General features: G+C 38.6%; 21 protein-coding genes. 4 read left to right on the top strand and 17 right to left on the bottom strand.

Annotation, left to right across the window (positions count from 1 at the left end):
• Nucleotides 1-209: 209 nt before the first annotated feature.
• The 4 genes from RI845_RS00630 to RI845_RS00615 form a co-directional block, all read right to left on the bottom strand.
• A complete protein-coding gene (locus RI845_RS00630; protein ID WP_348387822.1) occupies nt 210-1,268 on the bottom strand; it encodes a DcaP family trimeric outer membrane transporter in 1,059 nt (352 codons plus the stop codon).
• 142 nt (nt 1,269-1,410) lie between these two features.
• Nucleotides 1,411-3,309, bottom strand: a complete 1,899-nt coding sequence (gene acs, locus RI845_RS00625) for an acetate--CoA ligase (RefSeq protein ID WP_348387821.1) — start codon at nt 3,307-3,309, stop codon at nt 1,411-1,413.
• A gap of 230 nt (nt 3,310-3,539) precedes the next feature.
• Nucleotides 3,540-4,250, bottom strand: a complete 711-nt coding sequence (locus RI845_RS00620; RefSeq protein WP_348387820.1) for an exonuclease domain-containing protein — start codon at nt 4,248-4,250, stop codon at nt 3,540-3,542.
• A gap of 6 nt (nt 4,251-4,256) precedes the next feature.
• The gene (locus RI845_RS00615; RefSeq protein WP_348387819.1) at nt 4,257-6,104 is read right to left on the bottom strand and encodes a putative nucleotidyltransferase substrate binding domain-containing protein; all 1,848 of its coding nucleotides are present in this window, start codon (nt 6,102-6,104) and stop codon (nt 4,257-4,259) included.
• Between the two features lie 280 nt (nt 6,105-6,384).
• Between RI845_RS00615 and RI845_RS00610 the strand changes: the two genes are divergently transcribed.
• The 4 genes from RI845_RS00610 to RI845_RS00595 all read left to right on the top strand — a co-directional run bounded on the left by RI845_RS00610 (nt 6,385) and on the right by RI845_RS00595 (nt 12,423).
• Nucleotides 6,385-6,636, top strand: a complete 252-nt coding sequence (locus RI845_RS00610; RefSeq protein ID WP_348387818.1) for a DUF4212 domain-containing protein — start codon at nt 6,385-6,387, stop codon at nt 6,634-6,636.
• Nucleotides 6,637-6,639: 3 nt separating this feature from the next.
• A complete protein-coding gene (locus RI845_RS00605) occupies nt 6,640-8,376 on the top strand; it encodes a sodium:solute symporter family protein (protein ID WP_348387817.1) in 1,737 nt (578 codons plus the stop codon).
• Between the two features lie 133 nt (nt 8,377-8,509).
• Nucleotides 8,510-8,956, top strand: a complete 447-nt coding sequence (locus RI845_RS00600; RefSeq protein ID WP_348387816.1) for a hypothetical protein — start codon at nt 8,510-8,512, stop codon at nt 8,954-8,956.
• A gap of 32 nt (nt 8,957-8,988) precedes the next feature.
• Nucleotides 8,989-12,423, top strand: coding sequence for a hybrid sensor histidine kinase/response regulator (locus tag RI845_RS00595; protein WP_348387815.1), 3,435 nt, complete (start codon nt 8,989-8,991; stop codon nt 12,421-12,423).
• A 39-nt stretch (nt 12,424-12,462) separates the two neighbouring features.
• On the opposite strand, the gene RI845_RS00590 is transcribed toward RI845_RS00595, so the two are convergent.
• The 13 genes from RI845_RS00590 to RI845_RS00530 form a co-directional block, all read right to left on the bottom strand.
• Nucleotides 12,463-13,131 (bottom strand): response regulator transcription factor, encoded by a 669-nt coding sequence (locus RI845_RS00590; protein WP_348389482.1) that lies wholly within the window; start codon nt 13,129-13,131, stop codon nt 12,463-12,465.
• Between the two features lie 108 nt (nt 13,132-13,239).
• Nucleotides 13,240-13,683, bottom strand: coding sequence for a GFA family protein (locus RI845_RS00585; protein WP_348387814.1), 444 nt, complete (start codon nt 13,681-13,683; stop codon nt 13,240-13,242).
• Nucleotides 13,684-14,067, bottom strand: a complete 384-nt coding sequence (locus tag RI845_RS00580; protein WP_348387813.1) for a cupin domain-containing protein — start codon at nt 14,065-14,067, stop codon at nt 13,684-13,686.
• Nucleotides 14,068-14,090: 23 nt separating this feature from the next.
• Nucleotides 14,091-14,303 (bottom strand): GDCCVxC domain-containing (seleno)protein, encoded by a 213-nt coding sequence (locus RI845_RS00575; RefSeq protein WP_348387812.1) that lies wholly within the window; start codon nt 14,301-14,303, stop codon nt 14,091-14,093.
• A gap of 13 nt (nt 14,304-14,316) precedes the next feature.
• On the bottom strand, nt 14,317-14,715 hold the full coding sequence (locus RI845_RS00570; RefSeq protein WP_348387811.1) for a cupin domain-containing protein: 399 nt from the start codon (nt 14,713-14,715) through the stop codon (nt 14,317-14,319).
• Between the two features lie 151 nt (nt 14,716-14,866).
• Nucleotides 14,867-15,325, bottom strand: coding sequence for a GNAT family N-acetyltransferase (locus tag RI845_RS00565; RefSeq protein WP_348387810.1), 459 nt, complete (start codon nt 15,323-15,325; stop codon nt 14,867-14,869).
• A gap of 46 nt (nt 15,326-15,371) precedes the next feature.
• Nucleotides 15,372-16,343, bottom strand: coding sequence for an MBL fold metallo-hydrolase (locus RI845_RS00560; RefSeq protein ID WP_348387809.1), 972 nt, complete (start codon nt 16,341-16,343; stop codon nt 15,372-15,374).
• 100 nt (nt 16,344-16,443) lie between these two features.
• On the bottom strand, nt 16,444-17,136 hold the full coding sequence (locus tag RI845_RS00555; protein ID WP_348387808.1) for an alpha/beta fold hydrolase: 693 nt from the start codon (nt 17,134-17,136) through the stop codon (nt 16,444-16,446).
• A gap of 50 nt (nt 17,137-17,186) precedes the next feature.
• Nucleotides 17,187-17,537: a hypothetical protein gene (locus tag RI845_RS00550; protein WP_348387807.1), complete on the bottom strand. Its 351-nt coding sequence runs from the start codon at nt 17,535-17,537 to the stop codon at nt 17,187-17,189.
• A gap of 27 nt (nt 17,538-17,564) precedes the next feature.
• The gene (locus RI845_RS00545; RefSeq protein ID WP_348387806.1) at nt 17,565-18,161 is read right to left on the bottom strand and encodes a CAP domain-containing protein; all 597 of its coding nucleotides are present in this window, start codon (nt 18,159-18,161) and stop codon (nt 17,565-17,567) included.
• A 25-nt stretch (nt 18,162-18,186) separates the two neighbouring features.
• Complete coding sequence (locus RI845_RS00540) at nt 18,187-19,374, bottom strand: tetratricopeptide repeat protein (RefSeq protein WP_348387805.1); 1,188 nt, start codon at nt 19,372-19,374, stop codon at nt 18,187-18,189.
• A gap of 246 nt (nt 19,375-19,620) precedes the next feature.
• On the bottom strand, nt 19,621-20,271 hold the full coding sequence (locus tag RI845_RS00535) for a YidC/Oxa1 family membrane protein insertase (protein ID WP_348387804.1): 651 nt from the start codon (nt 20,269-20,271) through the stop codon (nt 19,621-19,623).
• A gap of 187 nt (nt 20,272-20,458) precedes the next feature.
• Nucleotides 20,459-20,773, bottom strand: a complete 315-nt coding sequence (locus tag RI845_RS00530; protein ID WP_348387803.1) for a hypothetical protein — start codon at nt 20,771-20,773, stop codon at nt 20,459-20,461.
• Between the last annotated feature and the right edge of the window lie 54 nt (nt 20,774-20,827).

Below are 20,827 nucleotides of genomic sequence, written 5' to 3'. Positions count from 1 at the left end.
CTTCCATAACTTTACAAACTTAATGCCATCCATGGCAGTTTGCATTCCATCATTTTCAGCATGGATGCTGTATATGCAATTATTGCATGGATGCTTAAATAATTGTCCCTGAAATAAAAAAAAGGGAAAGCGAATGCTTTCCCAAAAAACCTCGTTTGAGATGGCTAAATCTCAGGCGAATTGAACGAGGAGAAAGTTAAACTGGTTAACTATAAAACGTATTTCACTGAAAACTGTACGTAATCTGAATCTGCATCTAAATCTTCTGCTTCATAGTTACCAACTTCCAAGCCATATGAAAGCTCTTTAGTAACATTATTGAATATGTTGATCGCTGCATGTGTACGTGTTCTGTCTGATTCTTCAGTTTCAGTACTACCGTAGTAAACATTTGAACGCCAAGTTTCTGTCCAAAAATGGCGGTATGAAACCATAATAGAAGTCGATTCTTCTACTTCCTCGCCAACTAAATCAGTTGCAGCAGCAGCACCTACATAACGGCCGGTATTGCCACCATGGAAGGCAAAGCGAATATCATCTTTACCAAAAGAATTAATACGACCAGATACACCAAAACCTACACCTGTTTCAGATTCACCGCCAACAGTGTTCAGTTGTTTTACCACACCAGAAATAGCAATATTCCCCCAATCACCAGTGAAGGTATATTTACCTACCACATCAGGTACAGAGTCTTGGTCACCATAGCCTGCATCACCGGTTTCACCACCGTAAGATTCAGGGTTTTCTATTGCGATTTGAAAGCCGCCATTCGTATAGCGAATTTGATCTTGACGAATAAACGCAGATGCATTCAAAGGCCCAGCGAAATCGGCAGATTCAGCTAGTGCACTTGTATTCATAAAAGTTGACCAAGTTTGACCTACAGTCCAGTTTTTATACTTGATAAAAGCATGACGAAGACGAGGGTGACGAGAGTTGGTCAGTTTTTCATTACCACCACCACCATAAAAATCCATTTCAATAAAACCAGTAACATCACCATGAACATATTTGGTATTAAAACGGGTAGAATTGGCATTAAAATTAACATTACTTTGCTCATCAGCAGCAACATGGCCAATCCAGAAATCATCATTGGTAAGTGGCGAGCTAAGATCACCATCAACGTAACGAATATCACCTTGAATATAGCCGCCAAAGGTAATGGTATCCTTATCAGTCAATTTGATCGTATACCCTGCATGTGCACTACCAGCTAGAAGGGCTAAGCCCGTTGCTAACGCTAGTTTATTTCTTTTTAACATTGTTTTGCTCCCCATCATCGATCAAGGTAAGACTACTGACATTCCTTAAAGCGATTGGTGTTTCGTTATAATTAAATTTTTGTTAATGGGGGCCAAGCCCCCTTATTTTTATGTTGTAATTTTTACTTGGTTAGTGATTTATTTACTCTTCTAACGTACTTAAATCACCTTCATCCTGACCGAGTGCTCTGGCTTTCAGAACACGGCGCATGATTTTTCCTGAACGAGTTTTTGGTAATGATTCAACAAACTCGACACGCTCTGGCATAGCAATTTTGCCCATTTCACTACCGACATGAGCTTTTAGCTCTTGCTCAAGGTTTTTATCGCCAACCATGCCAGCTTGCAAAATTACATAGGTGTGAATTGCATTACCTTTTAGCTCGTGCGGTAAGCCAACTGCCGCAGCTTCAGTTACCATAGGGTGGCTTACCAGAGCACTTTCAACTTCAGAGGTACCTAAACGATAACCGCTTACTTTCAGCACCTCATCCATACGGCCGATAACCCAAATGTAATCATCTTCATCTTTTTTGGCACTGTCGCCAGCTAAGTAAATCCACTTGCCGTCTTTGTCTTGGCTCCAATATAAATCGGCATAGCGTTGATCATCTTTAAATACCGTACGGGCCATGCCCGGCCATGGGTTTTTAACGATAAGTTTGCCTTCTTCATTGGTACCCACCTCATTGCCATCGTCATCAACAATAGCCATTTCATTACCAAAGAAAGGCTTGGTTGCAGAACCAGGTTTTAATGGGGTGATAGGCAGTGGACAAATCATGAAACCACCGGTTTCTGTTTGCCACCAAGTATCAATAATTGGACATTTATCGTTACCAATTACATGGTGATACCATTTCCATGCTTCCGGGTTAATCGGCTCACCAACACTACCCAATAAGCGTAAGCTTGAAAGGTCATGTTTTTTCGGCCAACGCTCACCAAAGCGCATTAAGCCACGAATTGCTGTTGGCGAGGTGTAAAGAATGTTAATGCCGTAGTTTTCAATAATTTGCCACCAACGGTTCGGGTAAGGATAATTTGGCGCACCTTCATAAAGCATGATCGTCGCACCATTAATAAGTGGTCCGTAAACGATGTAACTGTGGCCAGTTATCCAACCTGGATCGGCCGCACACCACCATCTGTCTTGTGGTTTAATATCAAATGCCATGCGATGGGTTGTTGAGGTATAAACAGCGTAACCACCATGGGTATGCAACATACCTTTTGGCGTACCGGTAGTACCCGAGGTGTATAAAATAAATAAAGGGTCTTCAGAGCTGGTTTGCTCGGTTTCACACTGGCTACCGGCAATAGGTAACGCTTTTAAGTCATGCAACCAAAAATCACGAGTAGGTTCCATTTCAACATCTAGTTCGTTATTTTTTACACAGATACATACTTCAATACTTGGAGAACGTTGCATTGCCTCATTGGCAATAGACTTTAAATCGATTTGTTTACCACGACGCCAGCCGCCATCGGCAGTAATTAGTACTCGAGAATGAGCATCATCAATTCGAGAAGCAAGCGCTTCAGTACTAAATCCACCGTAAACTACAGAATGTACCGCACCAATTTTTGCACAGGCTAACATGGCAAAGACAAGCTCAGGAATTTGTGGCATGTAGATGGTTACGATATCGCCTTTTTCTACGCCCATACTTTTTAATACGTTGGCAAACTGGCACACTTCGCGGTTTAAGCCGTTATATGAAAAGTTACGTTTTTGACCGTTTTCACCTTCCCAAATAATGGCCATTTTATTGCGATTCGCATTTTCAAGATGGCGGTCAATGGCGTTATGGACAATGTTTATTTCAGCGCCATCAAACCATTTATAAAACGGTGCGTTCGACTCGTCTAATACTGAGTCCCATTTTTTATACCAACCCAGAGTGTCTGCTTGCTCAGCCCAAAACTCTTCACGGTTTTCTACCGAGTACTGGTACATTTTTTCATATTCACTAACGTTAGCTTGATCGACAACGTCTTGACCTGGGTAAAACATATCTGGATTAACCGATGCGTTCATAATGCTCTCCACCTTTGTTAGCTGACGAAGACTCATGACAAGGAAAAGCGTCAGCCGATTTATTTGTAAATTTCTTGTTGCATACAAAGGTAGGTGGGTATGGCAAGAGAAGATATTAGACCTAAGTCTAAAACTGCCAATTTAAGCATTAGACCTTAGTCTAAGTTTGTTGATTTAATTGGATTTTTATTTCGTTGATTAACCTGAACTCGGTTTAAGAGGTGGATTGATTAGCTAATGAATTCTTTTAAAGGGGTATTGAAGCCGTGATCATAATGATGCATTTGCGCTAAAAACAACTCTCCTGTCGCAATGGCATCGTTTAGGGCATTATGCTCGTGGTGAGCCGGTAGGCCATACGAATGACGTAGGTTTATTAACCTTAGCTGATTTGGGTCATAAGCAGTGTCTGATCTGTCTAAACGTTTTTTCGCTAAGGCTAACGTATCAATAATCGGCCACACCGGTGCCATGCCATAAAGCTCAATACAGGCTTGCCGTAAAAAAGAACGTTCTATATTGGCGTAATGCACCAACATAACTTTGCCCGCTAAAGCATTAAGCATTTTTTCAACAACTAGCTCTAATGCTAAACCATTGGCTTTTTCATCATCAGTAATTTGATGGATAACTACATTATCTTTATGCAAATCACCTTGAGATTGAACAACTTCATGCGTGCTTTTGGCAAGTTTAATGAATCCATGTTCAACAAGCACATAACCAACACTGAGCAATTGATCAGTTTTAGCATTCAGCCCGGTAGTTTCAAAATCGACTGCAAGAATATCTACATCACTTATTGCCGTTTTGTTGTCTGGAAAAGGCACCGATAAAAACTGCTTTAACGGTCCTTCTGGCGCTTTAGCAAGCAACTCTAAGCGTTGAGCATTTAAGTTTTTAAATCTGTTGATGATTTGTTTTAACTTACCTTTCATCATAAGTGCCTAACCGTAAGTGCTTTGTCGATTAGACTGCATGGTTTTTATCACTTTGAATGCGTCTTTTAAGTGTTCACGCTCTAATCGAGAAATTTCTTTTGGCGCTAAAAAATTGTCCGGTTCAATACCATCTTGTAACTGACGAGCTTGATGCTCAGCCCGTAACATACCAAGAAACTCGTACGCATCAATTAGGTTGGCGGCAGAAGTTTTACTTAATGAAGGTGTGCCAGATGCTTGCTTGAGACGTTCGATAGTATTAACCGCTGTTATGCCTTCAGAAAGAGCATAAATACGAGCTAAATCAACAATAGGTGCAATGCCATTATGCTTTAAATCCAACGCTTTTTTATTTTTACCGCTTGAGACTAAAACAAAGTCCCTGAAAAATCCAAGTGGTGGACGCAGCTTTAACGCATTACCAGATAAGTGGGCGATAAATAGGGTATTGCGCTGCGTTTGTTTAAGCATATTAGCCCGTACCTCATTGAGTAAATCTGCATCACCAAAAACACAGTTTAAATCAAAAAATACACTTGAATGCATTAACGCCATCGGCTCTGGCGTATTAACCCAACGTTCAAAGTAATGCTGCCAAACATGCTGCGGTTGTCGCCATTTATCGTTTGTTGCCATCACATCCCCTGGACAATAAATAAATCCACAGGCAGCCAGGCCATCACTGACAAAGGTCGCGAGCTGTTTAAACCAAGCATCATCTTCAGGGCGCATATCATTGGAAATAATCAACGCGTTGTCTTGATCAGAATGGGCAAATTGCTCTTGTCGTGCTTGCGAACCTGCCGCTAACCAAGCAAAAGGCACAGGCTCTGGGCCATATTTTTGTTTGGCCATTTTGATGAGCTTAACGGTAAATGCACACGTTATCGCACTTATGGTTTTACCAACATGATCAGCAGTTGTGCCAAGTTTTGCCATTCTAATTTGAAGTTTTGGTAGCATTTTACTAATACTAACCAGCTCTTCAACAGATGTTGCCTTACCAATGGTGCTAGACATATTAACCGCATTTAATCCCTCCTGATTCATTAAATCAGTTACGGTAACCATGCCGGTTAACACACCATCTTTCATAACAGGTAAATGATGAATGTGCTGGCTGGTCATTTTAATTAACGCATCATGGGCACTGTAATTTACATCAATGACTTCCATGTTAGGGGTCATAATGTTGCTAACTGGCAAGTTAAGATCCAGCCCTTTGGCAATACACCGCCGGCGTAAATCTTTATCGGTAACTATGCCCGATAATTTTTCACCATCAACGACAACCAGGCAGGAAAAGTTTAATTCTGTCATTTTAACCGCAGCGTCTTTAATTGATGACTTATGATCAATAGTCACTACCGGTGCATGATAGAAATCTTCAATAGAAGTATTCATTAACGTTGAAGCCATAATGGCTTCTTCGTTAATTTTTAATACTTGTTGCTTTAACCGTTGTGCTCCGGTTTGAATAAAAAAGCGCAACACATTTGGAAAATCGTTAATTACTGCTTTTAGATCATCACAACTAATAGCACAAAGTAATGTATCTTCTTCAGGAATGACGTTAACAACTAAATTTTCATCCGGATTACAAAATACCGTACATATATCCCCTTCTCCGTATTTACCTAAAAGCTCATTATTCTCGGTGAAATAGGCAAGAGCGCCTTTACGTAAAAAATACAGCATTGGCACCTGTACCCCTGCTGGCGGTAATTGTTCGCCAGTTCGTACATAGCAAATACTAATATTGCGCACTATGCGAGCAACGGCTGTGTCGGGTAACTGATCAAATGGCTCAATCGCTTTGATAAAGTCATGAATATCAGCAAGTTCAGTACTCATTTAAACGCTCAACTGTTTAGACAATCTCTTACCATTAGTTTTATAGTAAGCAAGCAATTAACACAACCTATCTGTATACAAACTAGACCAAGGTCTAATGTTTTTATTAGTATTGGATTGCTAGTGTGATAGATAGAAAAAGATTTTTACCAAAAGAATCAAAGTAAAAACATAGCTTTGGCTTTCGATAAATATCTTCTTCATACAACTTGAATTTATAAAAATATAAAAAACAAAATATCAATTGGTATTAATAATTTTAAATAGTTAGGAGAGCATTGTGGAGAGTAATAACAGTTACTGGCAAGAAAACCTTCGCCTGATACTCATCTGCCTTGTCATTTGGTTTGTAGTTTCATTTGGCTTTGGTTTGTTATTAGTAGAACCGTTAAACGAGATACGTGTTGGTGGATATAAACTAGGTTTCTGGTTTGCCCAACAGGGGTCAATTTACACGTTTGTTGGTTTAGTTTTCTGGTATTCATCACAGATGAATAAACTAGACAAAAAACATGACGTAGAAGAGGAATAAATAATGGATGAGTTAAAGCTTTATACTTATATTGCCGTATTTGGTTCGTTCGGTGTTTATTTTGCGATCGCCTGGTGGGCGCGAGCTGGTTCAACAAGTGACTTCTACGTTGCCGGTGGTGGTGTTACACCGATACAAAATGGTATGGCAATTGGTGCCGACTGGATGAGCGCCGCATCGTTTATTTCAATGGCTGGTTTAATTGCCTTTTTAGGTTACGGTGGTTCTGTATTTTTAATGGGTTGGACTGGTGGTTACGTATTACTTGCCATGTTACTAGCGCCTTACCTACGTAAACACGGTAAGTTTACCGTTCCAGAATTTATTTTTGACCGTTACTACTCAAAAACCGCACGTATAGTTGCCGTTGTTTGTTTAATTATCGCTTCATTAACCTACATCATAGGTCAAATGAAAGGTGTTGGTGTAGCGTTCTCTCGCTTCCTGGAAGTTGACTACGGCCTAGGCTTAGGCATAGGTATGATGGTTGTTTGGGTTTATGCCGTATTAGGTGGCATGAAAGGGATTACTTACACTCAAATAGCTCAGTACTGTGTACTAATTTTTGCTTACACTATTCCTGCGGTATTCATTTCATTACAACTTACTGGTAATCCAATTCCACAACTTGGTTTAGGTTCAACCCTCGCTGATGGTAGTGGCGTATATTTATTAGATAAACTTGATCTGGTCGTTACCGATTTAGGTTTTAAAGAATATACAACTGACAACATGGGCGGCACGTTAAACATGTTCGCTTATACCATGTCTCTAATGATTGGTACTGCTGGTTTACCGCATGTAATTATGCGTTTCTTCACTGTTCCTTCAGTGAAAGCTGCACGAGCTTCGGCAGGTTATGCTTTAGTATTTATCGCATTACTTTATACCGTAGCACCCGCTGTTGGCGCCATGGCACGTTTCAACTTAATGAACACAATTGAACCTACAGCTGGTGAAAATATGGTTTATGCTGAGCGTCCACAATGGTTTAAAGACTGGGAAAAAACTGGTTTATTGAAATTTGAAGATAAAAACGGTGACGGTAAAGTTCAGTACGTAGCAGACGCAGATACCAATGAAATGGTTAAAGTTGACCGTGACATTATGGTTCTGGCTAATCCGGCTATCGCAAACTTGCCTAACTGGGTTATCGCTCTGGTAGCTGCAGGTGGTTTGGCCGCTGCACTGTCCACCGCGGCAGGGTTATTATTAGCAATATCGTCCTCTATTTCCCATGACTTGATGAAAGGGGTATTAACGCCAGATCTGTCAGAGAAAGCAGAATTAAGGGCGGGACGGATAGTAATGACCATAGCAATACTGGTGTCTGGTTATCTCGGTCTCAATCCACCTGGGTTTGCCGCAGGTACTGTTGCCCTAGCCTTTGGTTTAGCTGCATCGTCAATATTCCCGGCATTAATGATGGGTATATTCTCGAAGAAAATGAGTGGTAAAGCTGCTGTTGCAGGTATGATTTCTGGTATTGGGATTACTATGTTGTACGTATTCCAACACAAGGGCATCATGTTTATACCTGGCACATCGTTCTTAGGTGGCCTAGAGCAAAACTGGTTCTTCGGAATTTCACCAAATGCATTTGGTGCAGTCGGTGCATTAGTTAACTTTGCTGTAGCGTTTGGCGTATGTAAGTTAACTGGCGAAGCGCCAGCGCATATCCAACATATGGTAGAAAACTTCCGTATTCCAAAAGGTGCTGGTGAAGCTCACGCTCACTAACTCTCACCTTAAATAGTGAAAGGCTCCTACGGGAGTCTTTCTTGTTTTTATTTATCTGAATTAACAACGATATTATTAATCCTTTTCACCCTGTTAATAAGGTGTTAAAACTATATAAAAGGAAAGTAAGTAAATGAATAAGCATACAAAATTAGCCTTTATGGTAGCGCCTATTTTGGCCATAGGCGGTTACATCGCGTCAGATTTTTGGATTGAAGACAAGGCTAATGAAACCAGAATTTTTGAGATGGCACCTGAAAGCTCTTGTGATGTATTAGGTGGAAAATGTGTTTTATTAGCCAACGATTTTAAATTAAACATCTTTGATGATAATGGTAAAACCACAATTAACTCTACCTTTCCATTAGATACAGCAACGCTATTTTTAGTTGATAGCAACAATGAAGCAACACCATATCAACTGCAAATGAGCGATACTCCTTACTACTGGTTTAGACAAACGCCATTAAGAGAAAAAATTAGCGCAAAAGGTGATACTTATAAACTGCGTATTATAGCGACCATAAAAGGCGGTAAATATATTAGCGAGTTTTACACTCAAACAGCCAACCAAAGCTAGTACAAAGTTAACAATAAAACACTAGAGGTAGTATGTTTCACAATTGGCAATTAGTCATTATCGCATTAGCCTATATCGGCTTGTTATTTGTCATTGCTTACTTAGGCGACAAATATCGTCATAAAATATTTGGCAAGAGCCAAGCCATTATTTATGCCTTAACGTTAGGTGTTTATTGTACTTCATGGAGCTTCCTCGGTACCACAGGGCAAACTGCTACAAATATTTTTTCTCATATACCAATTTATCTTGGGCCAATATTATTGTTCATGTTTGCCTGGCCGTTTATCAAACGTATTATCAGAGTGAGTTTAAAATTAAACTTAACCTCAATAGCCGATTTACTTTCTTCTCGTTTTGGTAAATCTCACAATTTAGCGATATTAGTGACCGTGGTCGCCTTAATTGGTACCTTGCCTTATATGGCGTTGCAACTTAAAGCCATTGTTTATTCATTTGAATTATTACAAATTAAACAAGAGGTTAATAACTGGCAACTCGGTTTAATCACCTCTATTACCATGGCTGGTTTCACCATTTTCTTCGGTATCCGTAATATTGATGTAACCGAGCGCCACCCTGGGGTAATGTTAGCTATCGCCTTTGAGTCACTAATCAAGATAATTGCTTTTGTGGCTATTGCCGTTTTCGTTTGTTTTTTTCTATTTGACTCACCATCAGATCTTTGGCAACAAGCGGATGTAGATATAAATCAACAATTTAACTGGCCGAACATATCTTCAATGTTGGGCATGTTAGTAATTGTTATGGCGGCATTTTTGTCTTTACCTCGACAATTTCAGGTAATGGTTGTTGAGCTCAAGGATAAAAAAGATACCCGCTTTGCCCGTAAAATATTCCCTTTTTATCTACTAATTTTTGCCATTTTAGCTATCCCGCTCGGGTTAGCCGGGCACTTGCTCTTTAATGGCAGTATTGCCGCCGATGCATATGTATTAATGCTACCGGTTAAAAATCAACAAGTATGGCTTGCTTCACTTACCTTTTTAGGGGCCATTTCTGCAGCAAGTTCTATGATCATTATTTCCTCTATCGCCTTAAGCACAATGCTTAGTAATGAAATTGTGTTTCCTTTACTGTTTCGTAGCAACAATCAGCAGGGTAATGATTATGAACGTTTTCGTTTAAAGCTATTAAATATTAGAAAGTTCTTGGTACTGATCATAATTTTAATGGGTTATGGCGCATTTTTGTTGGCCTCTGACGATACCTTAGCTTCATTAGGCGCGATTGCTTTTGGTTGTATTGCCCAACTTACACCAGCTTTGGTTGCTGCATTTTATTGGCGCCATGCCAGTTTAACCGGAGTGTATAGCGGTATTGCTACTGGCTTTTCATTGTGGTTTTTATTAAACCTACTGCCTAATTTAGGTTTTTATGAGCAGTCGATATTTCTTGGAGAATTATCAAATAATACCACTGCAACCTTGATCAGCTTTACCGCTAATATTTTTGTTATGTGGTCGATTTCTCTGTTAAGCAGACAAAGTGTACATGAACGTGTGCAAGCGGCATTTTTTAACGAAGATATTGAAGATGTTGAGTTGCCGACCCTTAAGAAAAAACAAATCACCGGCTCTGAATTGCAGCTATTAATATCGCGCTTTATCGGTGACGAAAAAGCCAGTGCCAGCTTCGCCAGCTTTGAACAAAAACATGCCGACATGCAACTTGATGAAAAACAACTGCATCAATCTTTAATAAACCACTGTGAAAATACTTTAGGTACAGTGATGGGCTCCGCATCAGCAAGACTTGTGATTAATTCTGCCATGCAGGGCAGAAACATTAACTTAAATGAGTTAGCACAGTTAGTTGAAGAAACCTCGACACAAAAGCAACAGGATAATCAGAGTTTATTACAAAGTGCAATTGAAAATGCCAGCGAGGGCTTTTCAATTATCGACAGCCAACTTAATTTAGTTGCCTGGAATACTCGTTATCTTGAACTCTTTAACTATCCTAAAAATATGGTTTTTGTCGGCTGTCAGATAGAAACTCTAATTCGCTATAACGCGGAACAAGGCTTATGTGGTCAAGGAGAAGTTGAACAGCAAGTCAGTAGACGACTGCATTATTTACGCAGCGGTAGCCCACATACATCCGAGCGGCAGCTAGAAACAGGGCAAATAATTCGTATTGAGGGTAACCCTTTGCCCGACGGTGGTTTTGTTATGATCTTTAAAAACATTACCGCCTTTCGTGAAACAGAAATGGTGCTAAAAGCAGAAAACCTAGATTTGGAATCAATCGTTACCGAACGCACCCAAAAACTTGAATTAGTGAATAAACAATTAGCCGTTGCCAGAGAAAAGTCTGAACAAGCACACCTTAAAAAGAGCCAATATTTAAAGGCTATCAGCCATGATTTAATGCAACCGTTAGAAGCAGCACGGTTGTTCACATCAGCATTAGCAGATCAAAATAAACTTAATGACAGTCAAAAGCGTCAAGTACAAAATATTGACCATTCATTAAAGGTCGCTAACGATTTACTAATAAATTTGGCGGAAGTTGCTCGCATTGAAAGCGGCAATATCAGTCCTGATATCGAGGTGTTTTGCTTAGCTGATTTACTTAAACAAATTGAGCAAGAGTTTTCTGCTTCTGCCGATGAGTATCAAATTGAACTGAAAGTAGATGATAGTGAGCACTGGATAAAGTCTGACAAGCATTTATTGCGCAGAATATTGCAAAATTTACTTACCAATGCATTTAGATATGCAAGCCCAGGAAAAGTTGCATTGGCAGTAAAATTAGAAAATGAACAACTTCTCATTCAGGTTATTGATAATGGCCCTGGAATTGCCGCTGACAAACAACAATTAGTATTTGAACAGTTTACCCAGCTAGACAATGGTAAAAATCATGCCAGTAATGGCTTAGGATTAGGCTTAAACATAACTCGTTCATTATCACAAATTCTTGGTCATACTCTGCATTTAGAATCCGAACCAAATTGTGGCTGTAATTTCTCTATTTGTGTACCTAAAGCTGAGCCTGTATCACAAACACAACAAGCGCCAACTCAACAAGTTGGCTTACAAGGGGTGTCGGTATTGTGTATAGACAACGATCCGCAAGTACTTGAGGGTATGTTGGCACTATTAACCGCTTGGCAATGTAAGGTATATGGTGCAAGTGGTACCGCAGAAGCAAAAGAAGTGTTTAACCGCCACGGTGATGAAATTGAAATCCTGCTTGTCGACTATCAGCTGGACAATAATGAAAACGGTATTGATTTGATCAAAGAGCTACGTGGATTGGGGCAACGTCAGATACCCGCTATATTAATTACAGCAACCACAGACCCTGACATTGAAAATAAAACGTCAAAGGCCAACGTAGGTTATATGCGTAAAATGGTGAAGCCGGCGGCTCTTAGAGCCATGATGAGTTCTATGTTGGCCAACATATTAAAAGCTAATTATATGCCAAAAAAATAGTGTCTGTTGACCTTTAAACAAACACTAATGGTGTTGGTATTATTGTGTAAGTTCTTGGGTAAACTCACCTTCAGACAAATCTAGCTGTCCAAGACATATAACCGCTTGCGTGCGATTACGAACATTAAGCTTTCTAAAAATAGCCGTAGCATGAGCTTTGATGGTTGCTTCTGATACATTGAGATCGTAGGCAATTTGTTTATTCAATAAGCCTTCAGCAAACATTAATAAAATTTTATATTGTTGCTGGGTAAGACTGGCAATTCGATCTGCCATTTCAGCTTTACTATCATTTTCTGTTGCATTATTTAATGATTCTGGTGTCCACAACTGACCGGATAATACCTGATTAATCGCAGTAAAAATGGTACCAACATCTGTCGACTTTGGCACAAACCCCGAAGCACCATAGCTCATCGCTTTATTAATGGTATCGCTGTCTTCATAAGCTGATACAACAACAACGGGTATTTGCGGAAAATGATTTCGAACATGAATCAAGGTATTAAAACCATGTGCGCCAGGAATATTTAAATCTAATAACAAAAGATCTGAGTCGGTGTTTTGCTTTAACAATGCATCAAGCTCTTCTACCGTTTCAGCTTGCAGCCAATTAGTAGTAGCCAATCTTTCCTTTAGTGTTTCTAACAATGCTCGTCGAAACAAAGGATGATCATCAGCAATAATCACTTTATCCGGTAAAAACATATTCTTCATCCATAGTATTATCCCAGTAGTATAATACTATGGATGTTAATTTTTTGTTATTAGACTTTCGGCTAATAAGCTTAAAATTAATCTAAATCAAAGTTACTTTTATTGCTCTTTTATTAAAGCTAATAAATCAGCTAATGATGGTTGTGTTTCAAAGGTAAGAGTATCCTCGGGAATTACCACCCAGGAAGGTGCACTTTTAAGCCATAGATGAGCTTGTGGTGTGTAACTGGCTGAGTTTGCCAAAGTGCCAGTTTTTAAACGAATAATATCGGGTTTGTCAGGGTTTTGATGATAAACACGGTTACCACAATCACCACAAAAATGGGCACGATTAAGATTGCCACTATCAGAGCTACGTTGCCAAACTTTCAAAGTCCCTTTAGTTAGATGAAAGTTACTTTGATTTATTAGCACAGTCATCGTTCCATAGCCTGCAGATACTTTGTGACACTCAGTGCAATAACACATTAGCGTTGCGAGTAATTCACCGTCTACCTGATATTGAATCGCGCCGCATTGGCAGCTACCTTTGACATTCACCATTTATCCCTTTGGCTCAACGATTAAGTAGGTAACGGTGGTATCACCAATATTTAATACTTCATGCCATTCAACGCCATCAGAGGTGTAGCTGCTGCCGGTTTTTAAGGTTACTTCGCGCGTGCCAGACTCAGAAATTAAGCGCATTGTTCCGCCTGATAGCGCATAACCAAAATGCGCCGTATGAAAGTGTTTTTCATGACCAACGCCAGGCTCAAACGTACACCTTAATATACGCTGCTTATCATCTTCATTTAATAGTTCGCACACCTTTTCCCCTTGCCAACCAGCAGCAAGAGGATCTGGTAATTCATTAGCTAGACTGGTTAGCATCAATCCGAAAAAGAGTATCAATCCGATAACCAATGAAATATTTAGGCTTTTCATAATGTTCCTTTTAATTTAGCCACTTACTCGCAGCAGCTATCACCTTGCTGTATTGGTGGGCATTTAACGCTGCCGTATGAACAGAATACGCAGCAATCACCAGCAAGTGGTTTAAGTAGTGTATTGCAGTGACCACATTCATAAAAATACTGACACGCATCCGTTGGCATGGTTTCTATTTTTGAATATCCACATTTAGGGCAAGTAATGTTAGATTTTAGTATGATATTGGCCATATCTTTACTATGTTTATTGCACGGGTACGACAAAATCTGCATCAGGGTTACCCACCTGAAAAACAGCCAACTTCAGCGAATGTGTAGCACTTGGGTTTCTAGCTTCCATTTCAATACCTGAATTCATTTGCAGCGCCTCTCCTTGACGATAGGTTACTTTATCACTGCCCGCTAATTCAACTTCAAATTCACCTTCAACAACATAAATAAATAAGTTGCTGTTGTGATAATGTCTTGGTGCTTTCCAACCAGGTGGGAAATAAGCTTCTCTAACTTGAATGTCTTTGCCATCTTCTTCAGAAAGGACGCTCTTAAATAAAACCTTGTTATACTTAACCGACTCTTCAGCTTGGCAAAGATTCCCCGAAATTAACAGTAATAAGGTGAATAGCGTGGTAAACGTTTTAATCATTTTATTATCCAGAAGTAGAGTAACCCCTTAACTGTATGATGAAAATTGCTACATTGCGAATTCATCCGATTATTAAGGCAATCGCGACTATGATTAACTGCGCATGATTCCAGCCAGATTATCGGGAACTTTATAAGTGTATCAGCTACATTTAGCCAATGTTTTTTGTCATAAACATACTGTTTGGATCTTCTTTGTATTGCCCAAATGGCGAACACGATTGAAAACCAAACTGCAGGTAAAGCTTTCGCGCTGGTATAAAGGCATCCATAGAGCCAGTTTCCAAGCTTAGCTTTTTATATGAGCGTAATTGGGCCTGTTGAACAATATGTGCCAACATTTTACCCGCCACACCTTTGCGTAAATAATTAGTTGATGTGCGCATGGATTTAATTTCGCCATGCTGCTTATTAAGCTCTTTTAATGCGCCTATACCAGCTAAATTATCATCAATCCATAAACTCCAGAAAGTTACATCAGCAGCGTCAAGCGCAGCTAAATCTAAAGCGTGCACACTTTCAGGGGGCGAGTGACACAACATATCTTGATGATGTTCTTTGAGTAGAGCGATAACATCTTTGCTCCTTAATTCACCCGTTCTAATATCCATATATACCCAAAAAAACTTGCTCATTCATTAATAATTATTAGCTATATCAATCGCTACTTGTAAACCATCCTGCGACATTACTTAGCATTCTTTGAAATAAATTCAGCGGTTTTATAATGAAATTATCAAATTTAATGTCTTGTGGTTCATCTGTGTCTTTTAATTTTGCGTTCAAAAGCTGTAATTGCTGAACACTTAAATCAAGCTTTGCTTCGTTAGGCTGATAAGTAGTTCCAACAGAATAATACGAATCAGGCGTATTTTTCGACTCTATATGTGTGCCAACAATGGCAGAGATTTCATTGTTGTTGGCGAACGTTGCCAACCTCGCGATGCTCTCTCGAAATACGTCCCATTCTTTAACGTAGATATAGCCAGGATATAAAGTGTCCCCTGTCATTAACCATTTGGTTTGATGATCGTAAATCGTAATAGCTTGTTCTTGGTGACCCGGAGTAGGAATGACGGTTATTTGTCGATTACCTAAATCTATGGTTTGTTTATCATTGGGCCAATGCTCAAAGCCAAAAAACTCTACAACACTCTTCTTAGAAGGTTGAATTAATGTGACATTGGCGTGCCCTTTAAAATGGTCATCGCCTTGATAGTGGTCAGAATGTCCATGCGAATGAGCAACAAGAATTTTCCGTTTGTCGACAAGTTCCTTGCCGAGAGTATTTTTTATGACCTCGTAGATAGAAAATTTTTCGTCCTCTAACGCGCCCGTATCTAATACCAATATGGAATTTTCACCTACTAAAACATAGATGAATGGCGCTTCAAAAGTTAAACATTTATTTTGGCGAATAATATAGCTATTTAAGTCGTGCTGATAGACATCAACAGTTGAATCCTTGTTTTCATCACAGTCAGGTGAGCCATGAATCCAATTTTGTTTAGCAAGAGTAGATTTTTCAGCTGCCGTCGTTGATTGCGGAATTATTTTTGCGTCAACTTTTGATTGAGAGGTGCAGCCAATTAACACCAATATTGATGTGATTATAATACTAAATTTCATCCACTCCTCCACGAAGCGACTCAGCAATGTAATGTTATTGGATATAATGTCTAGCGAAGCAAGACCCTGTCAACTGCTACCATCCAGAGTTAATGCCTTGTTACAATTCGGCCCACAATGTTAAATATTTTGCTAATTCTTCTGGTTTTTCCAATGGCAGCATATGACCAGAGCCTGACGTATTAAATAATGATAACTTCGGATTAGAGGACCTAAGTTCATTGAACCAATTTATATTTACTAAGCCATCACCATCGCTATAGTAAAAGTGCACAGGAAATGAAAACTGCCTTATAGCTTTAGCAAGATCTGTTCTAGCGGAAGTAAATTGATATTGGCTAATAAATTCGTCAATGCCGAGTTCCTTGTCCATATTCATGACCAAATCTATAAGGTGTTCCTGATGATTTTCTTTATCGAATAAGTTAACCACCCTGCTTCTGCTCATGCCTTGATAGCCATGTTTTTTAACAAATTTTAGAATTTCTTCGCGCTGATTCAATTCAGTTGAGGGTAACGATGTTGGGCTATTGGATATTACAAATAATTTTTCAACTCGCTCTGGGTACATCTTAGAAAAATAAGTAGCGATATATCCCCCAAGTGAGAAACCAATAAGACAAACTTTTTCACTGCTAAGGAGTTCGTTGTAATAATTTGCCAGTTGAGTAAAGTTTTTACCTTTCGGGATATCCAGATAAACGATGTCGTAGCCGTGTAAATACGGGACTAATTCTCTCCATAACTTTTCATTGCACATAGTGCCCGGAATTAAATGTAACTTTTTACGCATACTACCCCAAGGCGTTTTGACACTGCTTAAATTATTGGTTACTACGTTTATTATGACACCGAAGCATTCACAACTTCCAACTTGTCATTACGATGTACGATGTGGACAAAGGCCAAAAATTCATCGTCTGATTTTGAGTACCATTGTTTCCAAAAAACACGAACATCGCCTTTTTTTCTAAAAATTCCAACCAACTGCCGTTTAGTGAAAAAACCAAGCGTGGCTTGATAAGACTTGCACTGTTTTTCCAGCTCAACTTTTGTGACGATTTTTTTCATATTTTCACTGAAATCTCTGGTATGTTTTTCATGATCAATTTCAGTGGACGCATCCATAAGGTTATCCATGATAGGGGTAACCAAACTCATAATTTCATTATCTGAAAGTTGTAACCAATTCATTAACCCTCCAAAATTCCCTACGCCTATTTATTGTGTTATTTCTTTTTTTGCTTGCTGTAATATATATAAACTTTTATTGGGTATATCACTAAATTTATCAGAAATTGACTGGTTTGCCTGGTTACCTTTGGTCAAATAAACAACCCAGTATTCTACATGGGGAGATTCCCGATTTTTTATAAAAGCCACCCCTATTTCATCTTGCTCTTTATAAAATTTATGCTCGCCTAATAAGTGTGACCTATGAGCTTTGGAGTTTTTAAAAGCCTTCCAAACCTCTGTTGAGTTAGAGTAGCCACCAGCAACAGCCTCCACTTGATTGCTATCGAAATCGCTGCCGTAATAACTTGGAAGGACGTAATTTGCCTCACGTAAAAATGAGTTAGGGCTTCCCCCTAAATTATGGACAACTAAACCGAATTCAGCCATCTTTTCAGCTTTAGCCACAGCCGCTTTAGTCAGTATACTGTTGCAACGAATATTGGTTCGTTGTTGCTCTTTATCTGCTTTAATTAACTTAACTAAAGCCAACGCCTGCTTGTTGTTTCCACACTCAACTGACTCATTTGCAAAGGTGAAAATTGGCAGCATCAGTAAGGTGATAATAAAATATAGTTTTGCCATATAAATATTATTCCTAATAACGCACTTATTCGCCAAGATCATTTAGTTGCGCTCTAAATTCGTCTAAATATTGCTTGTGCTTGTTTTGGTGCCATTCAATCATCGACTTCGATTTTTCAACTGCTTGGGTCTGATATTTAATTGCTTTGTCAATATCCCCTAGTTCAGCATATGCCTTTGCTAACGATGACAGCGCATAGGCAGATTCTGGATAAAGTTCGATTGTTTTTTGATATACCGACAGAGCTTTTTTAGGGTCCTTTTTCATTAATGATTTAGCCAGCGCTTTTAAAGACCCCTCTGCTGAAATATCAAAGCCATATTTTTTTTCAGAAACCATGGCGTAATAATCAATTATTGCTTGAGCTCCATTTTGAGAAATCTCAGATTCTGCGGCAAGATTGGTATGAATATCAGCAAAAAGTGCCTCAATACCATTTAAGGTCGAGACTATAGGCTGAGACATATAATTATTTTGATTGTTACGATGAACTTGCCAATCAAGCGACTTAGGAGACGAGGTTGTCAGTGCTTTTTCAAATAATTCAAACGCGGGTAAATTTCCTTGTTCGTATTGATGATTACCCGTAGCAAGATATAAAAATCTCATTTTATCATCTAACTGGGCTAATTTTTTATTGGCGTCTGACGATATTGCTCCAAAATCATTAGCCAATGAAGGGCTTGATATAATGTAAGCATTAAATAAATTAGGGCGATTCAGCAGCGCAAATAAACCCAATGCGCCATTGCCCATAAAGCCACTGTAAATTCTAAATCCATTTGTTCTATATGTTTTATCTAACTTGGTTAGCAAATCAAACTCAAAAAAATCGAGCATCGTCTGCTTCGTTGGGTCACTTACTATTTGCTCAAATACTTTAGCAAATTCAGGATTATAATCTGCAGGAGTCACGACAATTGTTTCCAACCAAGGCCACTCACCATTATGGCTTAACCAATCATGTAGGCCACTTAAGTAAGGTTGACTGCGTGGATGCAAGTCGAAGATAACAAAATATTTCTTGTCCTTGCTGTTTGCCTCATTATAACTTTTGGGTAATGTAATGTTGTAGTCAATAGGCTCTTTAAAGTATTTAGATTCTATCTTTAGTGACTGTATTGGATTAAGTTCTTTAATGTTTGTAGCTTGTACAAGTGCAGGCAGCAACGTAATCATTAACGCTAAATTCGTTATAATTATCTTAATCATTTTAAATCCTTTTATAATGCAACAATTCACCTGCGCCCTTTGCACAGTTGACTAAAATATTAAGGTGAAAAATGGTAAACCATTTTTAATCCTTATTTATTAGCTTGTTAGATATACTACCTAGCCAAAGGTGGAGAAACAACCACAACAAAAACGTTGCATTTTAAAATGAATGTATAAAGAAACAGTGGGCAATAAAGAGTTTATTTTTACATGTGCTGCTTAAGTGTTTTTATCCGTTAACACTTAACTCATCTGATATTTTTCTTGGGTTTTAAAATACTTATTAATTGCCAATGATTGTAATAAACTCGCAGCGCTGGATGTCGCCCAGTATAAGCCTATAGCAGATGGAAAATTAATTAAGGTTACGATGCAAATAATAGCTGGAAGCATGAATAATAAAGTGCTGGTTTGCTCAGCACTGTTAGGCATTAGCACCATAGAAGCATAAGTAATTACTCCTACAAGTAATGCTAGTAATACATCTGGTTTAGCAATATTAGAAATCCAAGCAAATTTACTGCTGAACATTATTTGCTGCAGCGCTTGAAACATGCCAAAACCAAATATCCCCTGACTGGTAATATTTGCAATACTGCTTTTATCAAGTAGTTTAATGTTATGCTTTTTATATAATGCCATAGAGCGTTTAGCGATCTTTGCAGGCTCATTTTTATGAATTATTTTTAATTGTTCCAATTCTGGTTTAATCGCTAATATTAATTTTTTATTTCGATACATATTCACCATAGCGAACACATTAATCGGCATAAGTATTAAGCGAATTAGCAATGTAAATAATATAACCGCAAGCGCTTCACTAACTCCAATTTCAGTAGTTAAGAACCCTATTGATTGCACAATAATTCCAGTAAAAAAAGACCAAATTTCCATTTACGCGCTCATCCAATGACATAATATGTCTACAATGTAGTTTACTCGACATATTATGTCAATAAATCATTGTTTTATATTAATCTAGTATTATTGCGAAATACGAAAGCTCAAGTCTGATAACCGTCCTCATAAGCAGCGCCTTAACTTGGTGGGGAATTGGTCGTTCTTGATAGTTTTATTATATTTACTGAGCTCGTAATTTATTGAATTTGCTGCTTTCATCGACAACAAAAACTGATTTGATTTTTAAGCCATTGTCAGTATTTTTCATCACATACCTAGTAGTAGCATTATAAATTTCATTGTTATCACTGTCTTTAAACGTCCACAATACTGACACTAAATTCAATGATGCTGAAAGCTCAATATTAGATTTCAGCTCAAATGAAACATTTTTAACACCGAGTTCTTTGTATAAGGAAATCAGTTTATTAGTATTTTCTGAAAATGCTTCTTGTTCAAATGTTACCGAATTCCCCTCCTCTGTATAAAACGTCATTGGAAATTCATAAACACTCTCGATATAACTCGGATTGAAGCTTAAAAAAGCTGT

It is taken from the genome of Thalassotalea nanhaiensis, assembly GCF_031583575.1.
In the GTDB taxonomy this organism is placed as follows: Bacteria; Pseudomonadota; Gammaproteobacteria; order Enterobacterales; family Alteromonadaceae; genus Thalassotalea_A; species Thalassotalea_A nanhaiensis.
Note: the sequence above shows the minus strand (reverse complement) of the source record. Positions and strands in the feature narration are given on the sequence as shown.